Raw genomic sequence first — 19,373 nt, 5'->3', positions numbered from 1 at the left:
ATCGCTGTTTTTTTTGCCCGTACGGTGCTCTCAACCGGCGTAGGTCAGCGGCAACCGGGTGGTGGATTTGATTTGTTCCATGGCGAAACTGGAGCTGATGTCGGTGATGCCCGAGAGCTGGATCAGCCGTTTGTACACGGCATCGTAGCCGGCGATATCGGGCACTACGATGCGCAACATGTAGTCGGTGTCGCCCGCCATCCGGTAGCACTCGACGACTTCGGGCAATGTCGCGATCAGGTCATGAAACTGCTCCAGCCATAGAGCGTTGTGCTGATTGGTGCGAATCGCGGCGAACACCGTGACGGCGACGTTCAACTGACCGGCGTCGAGCAACGCCACCCGGCCGCGAATCATGCCCTGCTCCTCCAGCTTCTGCACCCGGCGCCAGCATGCGGTGCTGCCCAGCCCGATGTTGTCGGCGATCTCGGCAATGGGCCGCGTGCAGTCGCTCTGCAAGATACTCAGAATCGCTTGATCGAATTTATCCATTGGGAGTGGGCACGGTCGTCAGTGGTGGAGGATGGCTGATCGTTCATCATAGTGCGCCAAGGCTGCTCAGTGAAATGATATTCCGAGGCAACCTGCACGGGGAGAAAAATATTCTAAAGAAAGGGCAAATCTCGGGGCAGTAATCAATTTTTTTTCGCCTGCACGCCAGTACCATTTTCTGCATTACGGACAGCGCGGATTTCAGCCCTATGACGACCTTACCTTGTTACTTCGATTACGCAGCCACTACTCCCGTCGACGATCGGGTCATCCAGGCGATGGTGGCCTGCCTCGGCCGCGAGGGCACCTTCGGCAATCCGGCCTCCAGCTCCCATGCTTACGGCAATCAGGCACGTCAGGCGGTTGAACTGGCGCGCCGTCAGGTGGCTGAACTGGTCGGCTGCACGGCGGACTCGGTGATCTGGACCTCGGGCGCCACCGAATCCAACAATCTGGCGATCAAGGGCATCGCCTCTAACGCATCCAATGGTCATCGCCGCCACCTGATCACCAGCCGCATCGAACACAAGGCCGTCATCGACACAGTGCATCAGCTCGAACTCGCCGGTTATCCGGTGACCTGGCTGGAACCGGACAGCCAGGGCCTGATCAGCCCGGACGCGGTGCGGCAGGCGTTGCGCGAAGACACCCTGCTGGTTTCACTTATGCTGGTGAACAACGAATTGGGCATCGTCACCGACATCGACAGCATCGGCCATATCGTTCGCCAGCACGGCGCGCTCTTTCACGTCGACGCTGCGCAAGGTGCGGGCAAATTGAGCATTGATCTGAATGCGCTGCCGGTGGACCTGATGTCCTTTTCCGCACACAAGATCTATGGCCCCAAAGGCATCGGCGCGCTTTACATCGGCGCTCGCGCGCAGCCGCTGCTCGAAGCGCAGATCCACGGCGGCGGCCACGAGCAAGGCTATCGCTCGGGCACGCTGGCGACTCATCAGATTGTCGGTATGGGTGCCGCTTACGCCCTGGCCAGCGCTGAAATGGATGACGAAGTCGAGCGCATCAGCGCGCTGTCTGCGCAATTGCTGGACGGCCTGCTAGGGCTGCCGGGCGTGAGCCTCAATGGCGACGCTCATGCGCGCATTCCCCACACGCTGAACATTTGCGTCGACAGCCCAGGCTTCAACGCCGCGAGTCTGGCCAGTGATCTGGCCGTTTCATCGACGTCGGCTTGCAACTCGGCCAGCAGCGCCGTTTCCCACGTGCTGCTTGCCCTCGGCCTGACAGCCGCGCAAGCGGGCAGCAGCCTGCGTCTGAGCCTGGGCCGCTACACCCAGGCCAGTGACGTAGAAAAAGCCATCGCAGTGATTGCCACGCGCCTGAGCGCACCCGCAACCACCTTCTGGTGATCGATGTAACCTCTGAGCGTTACTTTTGCTGATGTAGCGTTCAGAGGTTACTTAACGTCCATCCCACTTAACTTTCAATGCTCCAGTCAGCCGCTGGAGAGTCGCAGCACGGCGAGACCAATGGCGATGCTGGAGGTGAAGCTGACAAGCGTTCCCAGCAGCACATACTCGCTGAGCGAGCGCTGGCGGGCGTCCTTGATGTCATTGAAGCGCAAGATGCTTTTTGCAGTGAGCAGAAACCCGATCGCTTCCCACTGCTCCAGCAGCACGAACGTCAGGATCAGTGTGCGTTCCAGATAACCGATCCACGTACCGGCCTGCTTGAGCGAGTCTTCGTCCTTGCCCTTCACGAGGAACGGCGTCAGCACCGCACCGATTAGAATCGACGACGGGCGCCACACCAGAATGTAAGCCAGCAGCACCAAGAGGTTATGCGACGTGATCAGCGCCCTGGCGCCCTGCAGCGCCCAATGCCAATAGCCTTCAGCACTCAGCCAGATCAGCGTCAACGCCAGCCATTGCAGGACGAACTGCAGGGCCACGGCGAAACCGGACGCCAACCTGCCGGTCACTTCGCGGCTGACGCCCCAGATCAGCGCAAAGGCAGCGCCGGCACCCACTGCAGGCAACGGCAGACGATCGAAGGCATAGACGATCGCGGCAACCAGTACGCCCTGACACATGGCCAGGGCCAGCTTTAACACCGGCGTAAAAGCCGCGGCTCTGTGACCACGCCAGGCTGAAATCCCGTAGTCCAGCAACACAGTGCTCAGTATCAGCACAAGCAATACGATGGCCGGATCACGCATCTGCAACCTCCGACACCCATTGCCTGGCGCAACTCAAGTACCGGTCCAGCAGCCGCGCCTGACCTCGTTGTAAGGCCTTGGTGACAGCGACCCGCGACTTGCCGAGTGCGTCTGCGATGCTCTGCTGGTCGCCACCGCCCAGCAGGTGCGCCTGGTAGGCCTGAGATTCAACGACGGTCCACTTGTCGAGAATGGCGGCCACGAATTCCGTCACCAGCCCCGTGCAGCGCAGCAAGGTCGGGTCGTCGCTGAACACGCCTAACGTCAGTTTTTTCATGCCGTCCAGGCCCTGGCCAGACAGCACGAACGCCTCGCCGTACTGCTTGCCCTCACCCGAAGCGCCGATACCCACGGCGATCCGCGCGTCCCAGCGTTCACCCGCAGGGCTCAGTGCGATAAGCCCGGCACGGATGGCCAGTGCGCAGTCGAAGGCTTGAGACGGCTGATCGAGCACCACCTGAAACCCGTCGCCACGATAGGTTTCGACGCTCGAAGCATAACGTTGGGTGACGGCGTCAAGCACCCGTTTCAGGGCCTCCAGATAAGCCTGGGTGTCGGCCACGTCCTGGGAGTGCATGAGATCGCCCGTCAAAACCGCTTTGATGGTCATCAGTCATTCCGTTGCAAAGTGTCTGCCCCCACTATAGGCCAAATCGAGCCATGTAACCTTAAAAGGTTACTAAACGGTATGTAACCATTAAAGGTTACATTTCAGCGTGCGCGGCGCAACGCTTAAGTCGTCTGCCGTTGTCTGGCACAATCGCCGATTATTTCCGGCAAGACAGGCAAGACCATGGATCTGAACAGCGTGTTCCAGCGCTTGAACACCGGCAGCAAAAAATGGAGTCAGTACCCCGAGGACGTGCTGCCCATGTGGGTGGCCGACATGGATTTCCCTGTCGCCGAGCCGATCGTACAAGCGCTGAAAAACCGCCTCGAGCACCCGCTGCTGGGTTACTCCGTGGCGCAAGACAGCCTGCGCCAGACGCTGGTCGACCATCTGGCCCGGCGTTACCACTGGCAGATCCAGCCTGAGGATCTGGTCTTTCTTCCCGGCGTCGAACCGGGCGTGAACATGGCCCTCAACGCCCTGGTGCCGGCAGGCAGCGGCGTGCTGGTGCAGACGCCCAACTATTCGCCGCTGCTGCACGCACCCGCCCACTGGAAACTGCCCCGTGTCGACTTGCCGTTCCATGCCGACGCCCGTGGCGAATACCACACCGACCTCGACGCTCTGGAACAGGCACTGCCCAAAACTCGCGCGCTGCTGTTGAGCAATCCGCACAATCCGCTGGGCAAGGTGTTCGACCGCGACGAGTTACAGGCCATCGGCCAGGCCTGCGTGCGCCACGACGTGCTGATCATCTCTGACGAAATTCACGCCAACATTCTGTTCGACGGTCGCCAGCACACGCCGATGGCGGCGCTCAGCGAAGACATCGCGGCGCGCAGCGTGACGTTGATGTCGGCGAGCAAGGCCTGGAACATCGCCGGCCTGAAAACCGCCTTCGCCGTCATCCAGAACGCCGGGTTGCGCCAGCGATTCAATGCGGGCCGCCTGGGTCTGGTGGACAGCGTCAACGCGCTGGGCCTGGAGGCAACGGAAGTGGCCTACCGCGACGGCGCGCCGTGGCTGGCGGAGGTCATGGCGTACCTGCAGGGCAATCGGGATTACCTGGCCGACGCCATCAACTCCCGCTTCCCGGGCATCCGCATGCACCTGCCGCAAAGCACGTATCTGGCCTGGCTGGATTGTTCGGGCCTGGGGCTCGAACACCCGCAAAGGTTCTTCCTCGAACACGCCAGAGTCGCGCTCAGCGACGGCCTGGAGTTTGGCGACGACTGCGGACAGTTCGTGCGGCTGAATTTCGGCTGCCCGCGGCCGATGCTCGAAGAAGGTCTGGCGAGAATGGAACGCAGCCTGCGTGAGCGCCGCTGAACGAAGCCGCGGCGTCGTTCAGCGGCGTCATTGCCCTCAATAACCCAGGGACAGACCGGTATTGCGGCGTGGATCGTTGGCGCCGTAGAACCGGTTGTTACCGACCGGCTGGCCGCCCAGCGAAGGCGCGCCGACCAGAATCGCCGCCAGATGGTTGGCGTCCTGAGGGCCTGCGAACGTGTGGCCCCAGCTTTCGAGAATCTTGCGGGTGTCAGGACTCACGGCGAAGTTTTCCAGGTTGGTGGTCTCCGGCATCCACTGCTGATGGAAACGCGGCGCGTCCACCGCCTCCTGAATGTTCATGCCGTAGTCGATGACGTTGAGCATGGTCAGCAAGGTGGCCGTGATGATCCGACTGCCCCCCGGCGTGCCGACGACCATCACCGCCTTGCCGTCTTTGGTGACGATGGTCGGACTCATCGATGACAGCGGCGTCTTGCCCGGCGCAATGGCGTTCGCTTCCCCCTGAATCAAACCGTACATGTTCGGCACGCCGACCTTGGAAGTGAAGTCGTCCATTTCATCGTTGAGGATCACCCCGGTCTTGCTCGCCATCACGCCAGCGCCGAACCAGTCGTTGAGCGTGTAGGTGACCGAGACCGCGTTGCCCCACTTGTCGACGATGGAATAGTGCGTCGTGTTATTGCCTTCATGGGGCGCGACGCCCGGTTTGATCGCCTGCGAAACGCCGGCCTTCTGCGGCTCGATGGCGGCACGCAGCTTCGCCGCATAATCGCGGTCGAGCAGATGACTGATCGGGTTCTTCACGAAGTCCGGGTCACCCAGATAGCTGTTGCGGTCCACGTAGGCATGCCGCATCGCTTCGATCTGATAATGCAGGCCCTGGGCCGAGTGATAGCCCAGCTCCTGCATCGGATAGCCTTCGAGGATGTTCATGATCTCGCAGATCACCACGCCGCCTGAACTGGGTGGCGGCGCCGAGACAACGTGGTAGCCGCGGTAGTCGCACTCGATGGGCGCCAGCTCCCGGGTTTTATATTTATCCAGGTCGGCCTGAGTGATGATGCCCTTGCCCGCCTGGCTCGAATCGACGATGGCTTTCGCGACCCAGCCCTTGTAGAAACCATCGGTGCCCTTGAGGGAAATTTCCTTGAGGGTTTTCGCCAGGTCTTTCTGCACCAGCCTGGCGCCGACCTGCAGCGGTTGGCCCTTGCTCAGAAAGATAGGGCTCAGGTCTTTGTCGGCCTTGAACTGGTCGGTGGCCGTGTTCAGCAGATCGACGTCGCCCTGCTCCAGCGCAAAGCCGTTTTCCGCCAGCTTGATGGCCGGTGCGATGATCTCGGCGCGCTTTTTCGTGCCGTATTTGTTCAGCGCCATCTCCATGCCGGAGACCGTACCCGGTACGCCCACCGCCAGATGGCCCTTGGCGCTGAGGTCGGGAACGACATTGCCGTCCTTGTCCAGATACATGTTGGCGGTGGCGGCCAGCGGCGCCTTTTCGCGGAAGTCGAGGAAGGTCTTGCGCCCGTCCGCCAGCTGAATGGTCATGAAACCACCGCCGCCCAGGTTGCCGGCTGCGGGGTAGACCACGGCCAGGGCATAGCCGACGGCGACGGCTGCGTCCACCGCGTTGCCCCCGGATTTGAGGACGTCGACACCGACGTGGGTGGCCAGGTGTTGCGCCGTCACGACCATGCCGTTTTCGGCAGCGGCAGGCGCAACGGAGGCCGCGTAGGAACAGGAAACGCCAAAGGTAAAGGCCGTCGCAATCAGCGATCGGGCGAAGGGTTCGAACTTCATGAACAGACTCTCTTGTTGTTGTGATAAAGCCGTGTGAAACGGATGTCATGGCGGCGTCAGTGGCGGCTTGCCACGGCGTTGCCCGGCATCTCTGCGTGCATGGAAGCGCTTAAAACACGGCTGCGAATTTTGATTGCCACTGCATCAAAGTAGCGCCTGTCGCAGAACTTACTAGTCACAACCTGGAGAATTTCACGAAAGCAGCCACGACACGCCGCGGCTCGCGGCCTCGAACGCGTGCATGCAGGATCGCCGCCAGGGAGGCCGACGCACAAAGCGTCGCCCTCCTCATTCAGCGGCGTGGCTGCGTCAAACGTTGCTTCAGAACCAGCGATCGTTGCGCTTACGACCCCGGGTCAGCGCCGGAAGGATCAGGCCCAGCAAGAGACCGGCCCCGGCAATGCTGCCGCCGTAGACCATGTAACGCATCAGGACCTGATTGTTCTCATCGCCGAGCTTGGCCTGGGTCGAGCGCAGTTCGGATTGCGCATCGGTGAGCTGCGCATTGAGGTCCTTGCTGCGGGCCTCCAGCTCATCGACCAGTTTTTTCCGCGAATCGAGGGTTTCCTGCATGCCCTGGACCTTGGTTTTCCAGTCGTCATCGATGGTTTTCAGCTGCGCACTCAGGTCAGCGACCTGTTGCGTCAGCTGCGGCAGACGCTCGGCCTGGCCGGGGACTTCCTGCAGATCCGCCGACGGAATCCATACGCTGTCGCCTGAGCCACCGCGCACCTGGCTGTAATCGCCCTGGGTATTGAGCAGCTCGACTTTCTGTCCGGACTTCAGCGTACCGACGATGCGATAGCCGTCGGTGGGACCGCTGCGTACGTAGGTGCTCAGGGTGTCGCTGACCCAGCGATCCTTGCTGGCGGTTTCGGCGTGCGCCTGGGAGGCGAGCGTCAGGGCGAACAAGGTTCCCGTCAGGCCGGCGCTGAGCAAACGGCGTCGAGCGCCCGGCAAGGAAGATGGCAACGGGAAAGTAGCGGAAACTGGACGAAATAGAGACATGGGAGATCTTCGACAAATAAAAAAAGAACGGCCGGATGGTCGGGCCGCGTGCAATGGACAAACGCCTGGCGTGCAGCGAAGGCAATGCGCTGCAACAGCGAAAGAAGGCAACCGGGCGTGCACGCACCTGCAGAACCGTCGGCGTCTCAAGACCCGACGAGCAGCGCGCGCAGTGGTCAACAGACCGTACAAATGGTTTCAGGTTCACTGCAGCGGGGTGACGTTCGTCCGGAGAACGGCCGCAAAGCGAGGGGATCGCCTGGGTCACCTGCAGCATCAGCGCCCGGAATGTCCCGCAGCAGCGGCGGTGTCATGGGGCGCATGAATGGCGGAAGGCAGCGGGAGTCGAACCTGCCCGGGAACGGCTGCCGTCCCCAACCGGGTTTGAAGCCCGGCCGCGCCACCGGGCGCGATTGCCTTCCATGATCGATCAGAACGCATCGTCCTGCGCAGCACTGGACTGCGCCAGCGCGTTGTCCGGCCGAATCCGGCGCTGGTCGCCGATTCGCCGGGTGAAGCCGATGCGATCGAAAAACTCGAGAATCTGGATACTGCGCTTGCGGCCAATACCCAGGCTGTCCCTGAACGCTGCGGCCTGAATCACCGGTTCACGCTCCGACTGCCGCAACAGCATAGCGGCCATTGTTTCAATTGTGGACTGGCAATAGAAAAGATCGCGCACCACCTGATGCGCCTGACCGATCCGCCCCAGTTTGCGCAGCAACAGGCGCACCTGCGCCTCGCCCTGCCCGGTCGCCTGCGCCAGATCGCGCACCCACGGCGGGTCGAAACCGCCCTGCTCCATCATCGGCAGGATCTGCTGCCAGAGCGCGGCGTCCTCGTCGTTGAGCTGCACGCGATGATCCGGCAAATGCAGCCATGGCCCGCTGCTGGCGACGCTGCCGCTGGCGAGCGCCTCGTCCAGCAGTGCGATGAAAGCGGGACGCTCCAGCGGCAGCGCACTGAAACGTCGAAGGCGGTCGCGGTCCGGGCCCAACTGGTCGGGCTCGGCCTGGTGAAACCTGTCCAGATGCTCCAGCAGCAGGCCGTGCAACGCCTGCCAGCGCATGTCGCTGAACAGCAACTGACCCTGCCGGGTGGTGATGACCCGAATACCGGCCGGCAATTGCCAGGTCGATCGCAGTCGGTTGAACTGGCGCTCGAGCTCCTGCGGATCAAGGCCGGTCTGGCTGCTGGCCATCCATTCGGTCAGCGCCTGCTCCAGGCCGTCGGCGCGGGCAAGGATTTGCAGCTGGCCCAGCCGTTCTGCGCTGCGCCGCTGACGGGATGGCGCAAACGGATCAAGAACCCGGCCGCCGCCCAGCGTGCGCTGCGCGCTCTGGTCGCGCAGCACTAGTCGATCGCCGTGCACCGCATGAACAGGCGCATTGAGCAGCAATTGCGCGAGCATCCGCTGTCCCGGCGCCACGCTGCTGCCTTCGAGCAGCGCCACGCGTGCGGTGACATCCTGTGTGCCGAGGTGCACGTGCACCGGGCTGAAATGCTCGAAGGCGCGGGTCTCGCTGCTCAGCAGGTGCAACGTGATGTCGATGCGTTGCGTCGGTGCGAACAGCCATTCGGGCAACAGCCAGTCGCCTCGGTGGATCTGCTCCAGCGATAACTTTTCGGCGCTCAGATTGAGCGCCACACGTTGACCGGCGCGGGCGTGGGCGGCGGCCTGATTCTGCGCATGCAGGCCGCGCACGCGGACGCTCTTGCCTTGCTGACCGAGCAGCAAGGTGTCGCCCACCGCCACGTGCCCGGCAAGCGCCGTTCCGGTGACGACGATGCCCGCGCCGGCAACGCTGAACGCCCGGTCGACATCGAGACGAAAGCCGCCACGGTCGCTGCGTTCAAGCACCTTGTCGGCCGCGTCGAGCAGGATTGCGCGCAACGCATCGACACCCTCGCCGGTGAGACTCGACACACGATACTGCGCAGCCTGTGCGTACGGGCCGGAGGCGAGCAACTCATCGATCTGCGCGCTCACTTGCTCGATGCGGGAGGCGTCGACCCTGTCACATTTACTGATGACCACAAGCAAACCGGGGATGCCGAGCAGTTCGACGATCGCCAGATGCTCGCGGGTTTGCGGCATGACGCCGTCGTCAGCGGCCACCACGAGCAGCACAAGGTCGATGCCCTGCGCCCCGGCCAGCATGTTGTGGATGAAACGTTCGTGCCCGGGGACATCGATGAATCCGGTCAGGCCGGCTCCCGGCGCAAGCTCGGCGTACAGATAGCCCAGATCGATGGTGATGCCACGCTCGCGTTCCTCGCGCCGTCGATCACCCGCCTGACCGGTGAGCGCTTCGAGCAACGCGGTTTTGCCGTGATCGATATGCCCGGCGGTGCCGACAATCATGTTGCCGGTTCCTCCCAGCGCAGCTGCGGCAACTGGGCGATCCAGGCGGCTTCATCATCCAGCTGGCGCAGGTCCAGCCACAGCGCATCGTCATCGATGCGACCCAGCACCGGAATCGGCAGACCGCGCAGTGCCGCCTCGAGTGCATGCAGGCGACGGCCTCGTTGCTTTTTCGAGACGATCGGTCGTAAACACAACGATGCGCTCGGCAGGCGCGCCACCGGCTGGCTGCCGCTGCCGATCATCCCCAGGCTAGGCTGCACCAGCACGCCCCAACTCTCGCCCAGAGCCCGCGCAAGCAATGGCCGCAGGCGCTCGGCCTGCGCGAGGATTTCGCCCTGTGGCCGGGTCAGCAGCCGCAGGCTCGGCAGGCGCGCCGCCAGGCGATCCGGGTCGCGGTACAGACTGAGCACAGCTTCCAGCGCGGCAAGGGTGAGTTTGTCGACGCGCAGCGCACGTTTGAGCGGGTTCTTCTTGATTCGGGCGATCAGCGCCTTGTCTCCGACAATCAGACCGGCTTGCGGGCCGCCAAGCAATTTGTCGCCGCTGAAGGTGACGATGTCCGCGCCTTCGGCCAGCGTCTGCCGGACCGTGGGCTCGGGTGGAAGGCCCCAGCGCGTCAGGTCGAGCAGACTGCCGCTGCCCAGGTCCTCGAGCAGCGGCAAGGCGTGGCGATGGGCGATTTGCGCCAGCTCGCCGGTCGGCACGCTGGCGGTGAAGCCCTGAATGCTGTAATTGCTGGTGTGTACGCGCATCAGCAGCCCGGTGCGCGGGTTGATCGCCGCTTCATAGTCTTTGGCGTGAGTGCGGTTGGTGGTGCCGATCTCGTGCAGTCTGACGCCAGCCCGCGCCATGATGTCGGGAATGCGGAACGCTCCGCCGATCTCGATCAGTTCGCCCCGGGAAATGATGCCTTCTTTGCGCGCGCCCAGACTGTTCAATGCCAGCAGCACCGCCGCGGCATTGTTGTTGACCACCGTGACGGCCTCGGCACCGGTGAGTTCGCGGATCAGGCCTTCGATGAGGTCGTCCCGATCGCCGCGCTTGCCGGTGTCCAGGTCGAATTCGAGGTTGAGCGGATAACGCGCAGCGGTCTGCATGGCCTCGATGGCTTCCTCCGGCAGCAGCGCACGCCCCAGATTGGTGTGCAGCACGGTGCCGGTGAGGTTGAAGACGCGACGCACGTTGCTGCGGTGCTGCATCACCAGCCGTTCCGAGGCCCGGCCTATCAGCACGTCGGCGCTGGTTTCCACCGCGTCGACCTGACCCAGACGCGCAGATTCACGCACGTCGTCGAGTAACTGGCGCAGCGTCGCCAGCACCGCATCGCGGCCGTAGCGGTCGATCAGAGGGTGGCACGCGGGATGACGCAAAAGGCTGTCGACGGAAGGAAGACGCGGCGGGAGCGAAGCGAGGTGTTCAGCCATTCAGTGACTCCGTAACAGGCCGTTGCTGCCGATGCCAGGCCAGAAGCCGTGAGCGCGAACGATGGAGTGTAGACGCGGTTTTCACGCTTCCCCAGGCGCCAGCATCAAGTTGGGCGCGATACGCTGGACGCCGTCCAGGTCCAGGCGCATGTCCAGCATCAGGCTCGACAAGTCTGCCGACAGCGCCTCGGCCTGCGCATCGTTCTCCAGATAAATATGCTTGAGGTAGCTGTTGCAGCCAGGGCACACCTCCGCGCGCAACGGAGCTTTGTCGGCGGCCACGCGATCATCGTCCAGGCTTACGTATTTCAGGCCCTTGCTCTGTTCGCAGTACACGCATTTGACCCGCACGACATGCCATTCGCAGGCGCACAGCGAGCACACCAGATAGCGCAGCCCGGTGTACTTGCCGCGATGGCGAATGACACCGGCCATGGCGGGCGAACCACATGCCGGGCATTGGTTCAGGCTGTCGCAGGGCTTCAGGTTGTCGGTGGGCAGCGTCAGCAGCCATTGGCTCCAGGCCGCCTGCAGGGCCGCGCCGAGGAACGGCACCAGCGCTGCGGGAAGTCCTGCGTACTGGCCGCCGAGCAGCGAAATCGCCCAGACCTTGAGCTGGCCTTCATCGGCGTCGCGCAACCGGTCCAGCGCCTGGCCGACCTGGTCATTCGCAGGCTGGAAGCGCTGCAGCAGCGCCTGTAGATACACCTGCCAATGCACCTCGCGCACCAGACTGTCGGCGGCCAGCGGCGGCAGGCCGTGCTGTCGGCACAGGTCAAGGCGCTGATTGTCGGGTGTCCAGTGTTGCGGGGGCTGATCCAGCAGGCTCTGCTGCACCCGACACAGACTGGCGATCAGGCGCAGGTAATCGGCCATCGGGTTGCCGGCCGCAAGCGACTCCAGGCGCTCGGCACGCAAGGCGAACAGGTTGTCAGGCGGCAAGTGCAGGAACGGCAGGACGAAGCTGCCGCCCTGCGCCTGGATTTCCTCGGGTTCGAGAATCTGACTCAAGACTTCATCCTTTTCGGCGGGTAGGTGGAGCGGCCTGCGTCGGTGGCGATTGCTTGTCGACGACCTGGCGATACCACAACTCGTGGTGCTTCCTGGCCCATCGGCGACTGACCCAGCCATGCAACATCGCGCCGACCGAGCCCTTGATCCAGATACCCGCGTAAATATGCACGATGATGCTGACGATCAGTATGAAACCGGCCAAGGCGTGGATCAGCGCACCCAAGCGAATCACGGTGATGTCGAAATACTCGCTGAACCAGGCGCGCCAGATCACGATGCCACTGAGCAACAGCGCCAGCATGCACAGCAACAACGTCCAGAACAACAGCTTCTGTCCGGGGTTGTACTTGCCCACCGGCGGCACGCCCTCCTCCTCGTTCTGCATCACCCGACCGATGCGCTTGAGCCACAGACGATCATTGGCGATGAACAGGTTGGCACGCCAGAAGCGAATCACCAGGCCGAAGAAAAACACGAACATCGCCACACCCATGAACGGGTGCAGGATGCGCGTCCACGGGCCGCCGCCGAACAGATGGGTGAGCCAGAACATCGCCGGATGAAACAGCGCAAGGCCGGACAGCCCGGCCATGAAGAACAGAATCGCCACCAGCCAGTGGTTGGTCCGCTCGTTGGCGTTGTAACGCAGAAGGGTCTTTCCGGGTTCACGGTTGTCGCTCATGGCCGTTGCTCCCCTTCAGGTCCCGGGCGTTTCGGATCGTAGACGTGCACCGCCGGATCGACCTCGTGCACGCTGGCGTCACCTGTGGGGTCGGCAGGATGGGCGTCCTCCTCGTGCTCTTCGCGTTGCGGCCCGATCCTCACGTAGTGGAAGAACCCGGCCAGCACGGCCAGGCACATCGCCAGCAGACCCAAGGGTTTGGTCACGCCTTTCCAGAGCCCGACCAGTGGACTGATCTCCGGGTTCTGCGGCAGTCCCGCGTACAGCTTGGGGTTGTCGGCGTGGTGCAGCACGTACATCACATGGGTGCCGCCCACGCCCGCAGGATCGTACAGGCCGGCATTCTCGAAACCGCGGGATTTCAGGTCGACCACGCGTTCGGCGGCGTGCACTTTCATGTCCTCCTTGGTGCCGAAGACGATTGCGCCGGTCGGGCAGGTCTTCACGCACGCAGGCTCTAGCCCTACCGACACCCGGTCCGAACACAGCGTGCATTTGTACGCTTTGTGGTCTTTCTGGGAGATGCGCGGGATGTCGAACGGGCAACCGGTGATGCAATAGCCACAGCCGATGCAGTGGTCCTGGTTGAAATCGACGATGCCGTTGGCGTGCTTGATGATGGCGCCGGGGCTCGGGCACGCCTTGAGGCAGCCGGGATCGGCGCAGTGCATGCAGCCGTCCTTGCGGATCAGCCACTCCAGGTCGTTGTCGGCGGTCTCATGCTCGGTGAAGCGCATCAGGGTCCAGGTCTGCGCGCTCAGGTCCTGCGGGTTGTCGTACGTGCCGTGGTTGTGACCAACCTCGTCGCGCAGCTCGTTCCACTCCGAACACGCGACCTGGCAGGCCTTGCAGCCAATGCATTTGGTGGTGTCGATCAGCTTGGCGACTTCGTCCAGCTGGCGGATCGAAGACGGCACCGTGGTGGTGGCTGAACGGGCAATGATGTCTTGAATGGCCATTCAGATTTTCTCCACGTTGACCAGGAACGACTTGGATTCCGGGGTCTGCGAATTGCCGTCACCCAGGAACGGCACCAGCGTGTTGGCCAGATAGCCATTGCGCGTCGTACCGGTGAAGCCCCAGTGAATCGGAATGCCGACCTGATGCACCACCTGGTTGTTGACCTGCAGCGGACGAATCCGCTTGGTCACCACCGCCACCGCCTCGATGAACCCGCGCTTGCAGCTGACCCGGACCCGATCGCCCGCGACAATGCCTTTTTCTTTGGCCAACGCCTCACCGATCTCGACGAACTGCTCCGGTTGGGCAATCGCGTTGAGCCGGCAATGTTTACTCCAATAATGGAAGTGCTCGGTGAGCCGGTAGCTGGTGCCTGCGTACGGGAAGTCCTTGGCGACGCCCAGCGAATCCCACACCGAATCGAAGATGCGCCCGGCCGGATTGCTGGTCGCCTTCTTGTTGTTCGGGTGCAGCGGGTTGATCCCGATGGGGGTCTCGAACGGCTCGTAGTGTTCAGGGAATGGCCCTTCGTTCATCTTGTCGACGGCGAAGAACCGCGCCACGCCTTCGGGGTTCATGATGAACGGGTTCATCCCCGCTTCCGGCGCCGAGGTCACGGCGAAGTCCGGCACGTCGGTACCGGTCCAGACCCTGCCGTTCCACCAGATGACGCGTTTCTTCGGGTCCCACGGCTTGCCCTGCGGATCGGCTGAGGCGCGGTTGTAGAGAATGCGCCGATTGCTCGGCCACGCCCATGCCCAGCCCTGATGCTGATGCATGGCATACGGGTCACTGTTGTCGCGGCGGGCCATCTGATTGCCAGCCTCGGTCCAGCTGCCGCAGAAAATCCAGCACCCGGACGCCGTGCTGCCGTCGTCCTTGAGCTGCGCGAAGCCGGCCAGTTGCGTGCCGCCCTTGACCGCTGCCCCCAATGGATCGATGTAATCCAGGGTGGCGGCGCCGTTGATCTCCTTGGCGATTTCCTCCGGCGACGGCTCTTCGGCGACTTTGTAGGGCCAACTGAGTTTGAGCAACGGCTCTGCGTAGGCGCCGCCCTCTTGCTCGTAGCGCTTGCGCAGGCGAATGAACAGCTCGCTCATGATGCGGATGTCGGTGATCGCCTCGCCAGGTCCTTCGGCCCCTTTGAAGTGCCATTGCAACCAGCGACTGCTGTTGACCAGCGAGCCGTCCTCCTCGGCAAAGCAGGTCGTGGGCAGGCGAATGACTTCCGTCTGGATGTCTTCGGTCACTACGTCGTTATACGGGCCTACCTTCTGCCAGAACTCGGATGTCTCGGTGGCGAGCGGGTCCATGATCACCAGCCACTTCAACCGCGCCAGCGCTTTCATCACCCGGTTTTTGTCCGGCAGCGCCGCAATCGGGTTGAAGCCCTGACATATGTAGCCGTTGACATGGCCGTGGCCCATCATGTCGAACATCTTGAGGATGTCGTAGCTGGCGGCATCCAGCTTGGGCAGGTAGTCGTAGCACCATTTGTTTTCCGCGGTGGCGTTGGCGCCGTACCAGGACTTCATCAGGCTGACGTGGAACTTGCTGTAGTTCTGCCAGTAGGACAACTGCCCCGGCCGCAGCGGTTTCTGCGTGCGTTTGGCGATGAACGCGTCGTAGTCCTGCTCGCCATCCTGAGCCAGGGTCAGATAGCCCGGTAGCGAGTTGGACAACAGGCCCAGGTCGGTCAGCCCCTGAATGTTGGAGTGACCGCGCAACGCATTGACGCCGCCACCGGCCATGCCGACGTTACCCAGCAGCAATTGCACCATCGCGGCGCTGCGGATGATCTGCGCGCCGATGGAGTGCTGGGTCCAGCCCAGTGCGTAGAGGATCGTCATGGTCTTGCCCGGCACCGAGCACGTGGCGATCTCTTCCCAGATCTTCATCATCCTGTCCTGCGGCATACCGCAGGTGAGGCTGGCGATTTCCGGGGTGTAACGGCTGTAATGCTGTTTCATCAACTGGTAGACGCAGCGCGGATCCTGCAGCGTCGGATCGACCTTGGCGAAACCGTCCTCGCCCAGCTCGTAGCCCCAGCCGGATTTATCGCTGTACACCCGTTTTTCGGCGTCATAGCCGCTGAAAATTCCGTCTTCGAAGCCATAGCCAGCTTTGACGATGAACGACACGTCAGTGTAATTGCGCACGTATTCGTGCTGGATCTTGTCCTGCGTCAGCAAGTAGTTGATCAGCCCGCCCATGAAGGCGATGTCGCTGCCGGTGCGGATCGGTGCGTAATAGTCGGCCACGGACGCGGTTCGCGTGAAGCGTGGATCGACCACGATCAGTCGCGCCTGGTTGTGCGCCTTGGCTTCGGTCACCCATTTGAAACCGCAAGGGTGCGCTTCTGCTGCGTTGCCACCCATCACCAGGATCAGATTCGCGTTGGCGATATCGGTCCAGGTATTGGTCATGGCACCACGGCCGTACGTCGGGGCAAGACTTGCCACCGTCGGGCCGTGTCAGACACGCGCCTGGTTATCGAACCCCAGCATGCCGGTTGCACGAACGACCTTGTGGGTCAGATAACCCGCCTCATTGGACGCCGCCGAGGCCGCAAGAAACCCGGTGGTGAGCCAGCGGTTGACGGTTTCGCCCTTGGCGTTCTTCTCGATGAAGTTGGCATCGCGGTCAGCCTTCATCAGGTCAGCGACACGATCGAGCGCCTCGTCCCAGGAAATCCGGGTCCACTCGTTGCTGCCCGGTTTGCGGATCTGCGGGTACTTGAGGCGGCCGGGACTGTGAATGAAGTCCAGCAGGCCGGCGCCTTTGGGGCACAAGGTGCCGCGATTGACCGGATGGTCGGCGTCACCTTCGATATGAATGATGTTCTGCGCGACGTTTTTTGCCGCGTCCCCCTGGCTGTACATGATCAAGCCACAACCCACCGAGCAATACGGGCAGGTGTTGCGGGTTTCATGGGTGTGAGCGAGTTTGAAATGGCGTATCTGCTCGGCGAAAGCAGGCGTCGGGGCCATGCCCAACGCTGCCAGGCTCGAGCCTCCAAGACCGACAGCGGCGACCTTGAAAAACTGCCGACGGTTGAGATCCATCGTGCACTCCTGATCAGGTAATTCCCGGTACGTTGCCGGAAGTCGATTCATCACGGCGTCAGCGGTTTCCCGTCGACTCCAGAAACTCTAGACCAGATTGCCAGTGCCGCCATGAAATCGTGCGGCAGTGCTCGGAGTAAGGCATTGGATGACCCGTCAGGCCAGATAACGGCGGTAGAAGTCCTCCGCGGCAAGGTTTTTGTCCTTGGCCTCGAACATGATGTCAAAGCGGTCGAGAAAACTCAGGGCGTAGGTGTTGGTCCACGCGTTCCACATCCGCGCGCTGTGTCCGTAAAGATCGCGCTTGCCGACCTTTTCGAGCAACGCATCCATTTCAAGCTTCTGGTCGGCGCTGAACCCGGCCTGTTGCAGGGATTCCGGCGGCTGGGAGTAATGCATGACCGGCCGCACGCCGCGCCAGCTGTCGATGATCCGCTGAACCCGTGGATCGTCGGTGGCGATGTAGCGGTTTTCATTGATCCAGCAGTGATGAATATCGAGCACCACGGGCGCCAGGTCGGCCAGTTCCAGGCAAGCGTCGACGCCATAGACCTTTTCCTCGTTCTCGAAGGTGATGCAGTTGCGCGCCACCTCGGAGAGACGTGGCCAGACGGCGCGAACGCCCTCGCTGCCCAGTCGCCCGGCGATGTGCACATTGCATTTGAAGTCCTGAAACCGTACGCCGTAGCCCATCATGCGGATCATGTCGGCGTGGTACTCGAACTCGGCGATGCTGTTTTCCACGACATCCGGGCGGTCCGAGCCCAGCACGCAAAACTGTCCGGGATGAAACGACAGCCGGATGTCCGATTCCCGCGCCAGCGCACCGATGGCAGCGAAGCGTGTGCGCAGGTTGTCCATGACCGCTGGCTGACGGTAGAACTCGACCACGCGAGGATGACTGTAGAACGGCAACAGATCGCTGCTCAGCCTCAACATTCGCAGCGTCGCTGGCAATTGGGCCACATGCGCCAGCAGACGCAGTTGCGCGTCCAGATTGTGCTCGACGATTTCCAGCAGCTTCTCCCAGGCAATCTCGCGGGTCACGCTGTCCATCCAGCGCAGTGTGGTGGTGCGAGGATTCAGGCCGCCTTCCAGCGCTTTGAGTTCTTTGGCCGACAGTGCCTGCCCCGGCACGTTGCGCCCGGCGTGACGAAACTGGCAGGCAAAACCGATTCGGGGCCCCGACATGAACGCTTCCCTTTTTCTGACCGTCATCACAGGCAGACCCTCGCCACGCGTGCTTAGTTGCGGCTTTTTTCGGCCAGGTGGGGACCATGACGGACATCGGGGTGTTCATTTCTGCCAAACCGCCCCCGGTCGCGTTGTGCTTGAAAACTGCTGCGTATACTGCGGTTGCAATGATGAAAAGGCTGCAAACCGCAGGGGGCACGATGCTGGAAGAACGACACGCTCAGATCCACACCGATACGCCGTCCGCCAGCGATTCGACCCTCAAACGCCTGCTTGAGCGGGCATGGTCCGCTGATGTGGCGGCGCCAGAGCGCAATGATCGGGTGTATCGACTCGCGATCGATCCGCACACCGGCCAGCAGGCTGTAATCACCAGCGTCCCGACGATGCCTCCGGTCCCCTGCCAGCGGCTGGCGATGCTGGAATTGTCGACGCCGAAGATGGACGTCGGCGATTCCCTCATCGACACCTATCCGCGCGCCGTCGAAAAGATCCGCCTCGAGCCCGCTGGTGCCGCGACGGTCGCCAGCGCGACCGCCCAGGCGGACCTCGCCCGCTCGCTGCACGACAAGATGATGGCCGAGCTGAGCGCCTCGATTGCCCACGAAATCTGTCAGCCGCTGATGGGCATTGTCGCCAACGCCGCCGCAAGTCTGCGCTGGTTGCAGCGTGACACGCCCAATGTCGAGGAAGCGGTCGCCGGCCTCAAGGACATCCGCGCCGGCTGTGAGCGCGTGGCCAGCATCGTCAAATCCCTGGGCGCGCTGGCCCGCCAGGCGCCTTTGCACCAGCAACTGTTCAAGGTCGATGACGCCATCGGTGAGGCGACCGCCATCGCGACGCCAGCCTTGGCCAGGCATCAGGTCCGGCTGGAGCTGTCACTGGCGGCGACGCGCTTTGTCTTCGCCGACCCGGTGCAGCTTCAGCAGCTGTTGCTCAATCTGATCACCAACGCGCTGGAGGCCATGGCCGAATCCCTTGTCGATGGCCGACTGCTGCGGATTTCATCCTGTGACGTGGCCGACGGCATCGAGGTTTGCGTCGATGACAATGGCCCCGGCATCCCTGGCGATCAGCACGAACGGATTTTCACAGCGTTTCACACGACCAAGCCGGGCGGTCTGGGGATCGGTCTGGCAGTCTGCCGGTCAGTGATCGATGCCCATAGAGGCAGCCTGTTCGTGGAAACATCGGAAATGGCCGGCGCTCGGCTGCGTTTTCGTCTGCCTGCATGCTGTGATGGCCGCCCGCAGCCGGCGCTGTAGCGACCGCCGACCCGGAACCTGC

The 19,373-nt window shown here is 62.6% G+C and carries 15 protein-coding genes and 1 tRNA gene; 3 read left to right on the top strand and 13 right to left on the bottom strand.

Annotation, left to right across the window (positions count from 1 at the left end; genetic code table 11):
- Nucleotides 1–30: 30 nt before the first annotated feature.
- Nucleotides 31–492, bottom strand: coding sequence for an Lrp/AsnC family transcriptional regulator (locus tag QRN36_RS08945; RefSeq protein ID WP_285423727.1), 462 nt, complete (start codon nucleotides 490–492; stop codon nucleotides 31–33).
- 209 nt (nucleotides 493–701) lie between these two features.
- Between QRN36_RS08945 and QRN36_RS08940 the strand changes: the two genes are divergently transcribed.
- Nucleotides 702–1,862, top strand: coding sequence for a cysteine desulfurase family protein (locus QRN36_RS08940; RefSeq protein ID WP_285423726.1), 1,161 nt, complete (start codon nucleotides 702–704; stop codon nucleotides 1,860–1,862).
- Between the two features lie 86 nt (nucleotides 1,863–1,948).
- Here the strand turns inward: QRN36_RS08940 and QRN36_RS08935 are convergent, their stop codons facing one another.
- Nucleotides 1,949–2,671, bottom strand: a complete 723-nt coding sequence (locus QRN36_RS08935) for a hypothetical protein (protein WP_285423725.1) — start codon at nucleotides 2,669–2,671, stop codon at nucleotides 1,949–1,951.
- A complete protein-coding gene (locus QRN36_RS08930) occupies nucleotides 2,664–3,281 on the bottom strand; it encodes a hypothetical protein (protein ID WP_285423724.1) in 618 nt (205 codons plus the stop codon). Before QRN36_RS08930 ends, QRN36_RS08935 begins: the two co-directional genes overlap by 8 nt.
- A 183-nt stretch (nucleotides 3,282–3,464) precedes the next feature.
- Between QRN36_RS08930 and QRN36_RS08925 the strand changes: the two genes are divergently transcribed.
- Nucleotides 3,465–4,610 carry a MalY/PatB family protein gene (locus QRN36_RS08925; protein WP_285423723.1) on the top strand — a complete coding sequence of 382 codons (1,146 nt, stop codon included), beginning with the start codon at nucleotides 3,465–3,467 and terminating at the stop codon, nucleotides 4,608–4,610.
- Nucleotides 4,611–4,646: 36 nt separating this feature from the next.
- Here QRN36_RS08925 and ggt read toward each other — a convergent pair whose 3' ends face one another.
- From ggt to QRN36_RS08875, 10 genes are all read right to left on the bottom strand, one after another.
- Nucleotides 4,647–6,371, bottom strand: coding sequence for a gamma-glutamyltransferase (gene ggt, locus QRN36_RS08920; RefSeq protein ID WP_285423722.1), 1,725 nt, complete (start codon nucleotides 6,369–6,371; stop codon nucleotides 4,647–4,649).
- Nucleotides 6,372–6,692: 321 nt separating this feature from the next.
- A complete protein-coding gene (locus QRN36_RS08915; protein WP_285423721.1) occupies nucleotides 6,693–7,379 on the bottom strand; it encodes a TIGR04211 family SH3 domain-containing protein in 687 nt (228 codons plus the stop codon).
- A 326-nt stretch (nucleotides 7,380–7,705) separates the two neighbouring features.
- Nucleotides 7,706–7,801, bottom strand: a tRNA-Sec gene (locus QRN36_RS08910).
- Between the two features lie 8 nt (nucleotides 7,802–7,809).
- Nucleotides 7,810–9,744 carry a selenocysteine-specific translation elongation factor gene (selB, locus tag QRN36_RS08905; protein ID WP_285423720.1) on the bottom strand — a complete coding sequence of 645 codons (1,935 nt, stop codon included), beginning with the start codon at nucleotides 9,742–9,744 and terminating at the stop codon, nucleotides 7,810–7,812.
- Nucleotides 9,741–11,171 carry an L-seryl-tRNA(Sec) selenium transferase gene (selA, locus tag QRN36_RS08900; RefSeq protein ID WP_285423719.1) on the bottom strand — a complete coding sequence of 477 codons (1,431 nt, stop codon included), beginning with the start codon at nucleotides 11,169–11,171 and terminating at the stop codon, nucleotides 9,741–9,743. Before selA ends, selB begins: the two co-directional genes overlap by 4 nt.
- A gap of 81 nt (nucleotides 11,172–11,252) precedes the next feature.
- Nucleotides 11,253–12,182 carry a formate dehydrogenase accessory protein FdhE gene (fdhE, locus tag QRN36_RS08895; RefSeq protein ID WP_285423718.1) on the bottom strand — a complete coding sequence of 310 codons (930 nt, stop codon included), beginning with the start codon at nucleotides 12,180–12,182 and terminating at the stop codon, nucleotides 11,253–11,255.
- 4 nt (nucleotides 12,183–12,186) lie between these two features.
- On the bottom strand, nucleotides 12,187–12,867 hold the full coding sequence (locus QRN36_RS08890; RefSeq protein WP_285423717.1) for a formate dehydrogenase subunit gamma: 681 nt from the start codon (nucleotides 12,865–12,867) through the stop codon (nucleotides 12,187–12,189).
- Entirely contained in the window at nucleotides 12,864–13,826 is a 963-nt protein-coding gene (gene fdxH / locus QRN36_RS08885; RefSeq protein WP_285423716.1) for a formate dehydrogenase subunit beta, read from the bottom strand. Before fdxH ends, QRN36_RS08890 begins: the two co-directional genes overlap by 4 nt.
- Nucleotides 13,827–16,892, bottom strand: a complete 3,066-nt coding sequence (fdnG, locus tag QRN36_RS08880) for a formate dehydrogenase-N subunit alpha (protein ID WP_285423715.1) — start codon at nucleotides 16,890–16,892, stop codon at nucleotides 13,827–13,829.
- Nucleotides 16,893–17,048: 156 nt separating this feature from the next.
- On the bottom strand, nucleotides 17,049–18,083 hold the full coding sequence (locus QRN36_RS08875; protein ID WP_285423714.1) for a UV damage endonuclease UvsE: 1,035 nt from the start codon (nucleotides 18,081–18,083) through the stop codon (nucleotides 17,049–17,051).
- A 203-nt stretch (nucleotides 18,084–18,286) separates the two neighbouring features.
- Here QRN36_RS08875 and QRN36_RS08870 point away from each other — a divergent pair, with 203 nt between their 5' ends.
- Nucleotides 18,287–19,351, top strand: coding sequence for a sensor histidine kinase (locus QRN36_RS08870; protein ID WP_285423713.1), 1,065 nt, complete (start codon nucleotides 18,287–18,289; stop codon nucleotides 19,349–19,351).
- The last annotated feature ends 22 nt before the right edge of the window (nucleotides 19,352–19,373 follow it).

It is taken from the genome of Pseudomonas sp. efr-133-TYG-103a, from assembly GCF_030209235.1.
Taxonomy (GTDB): Bacteria; Pseudomonadota; Gammaproteobacteria; order Pseudomonadales; family Pseudomonadaceae; genus Aquipseudomonas.
This window is presented reverse-complemented; position numbering and strand designations above follow the sequence as displayed.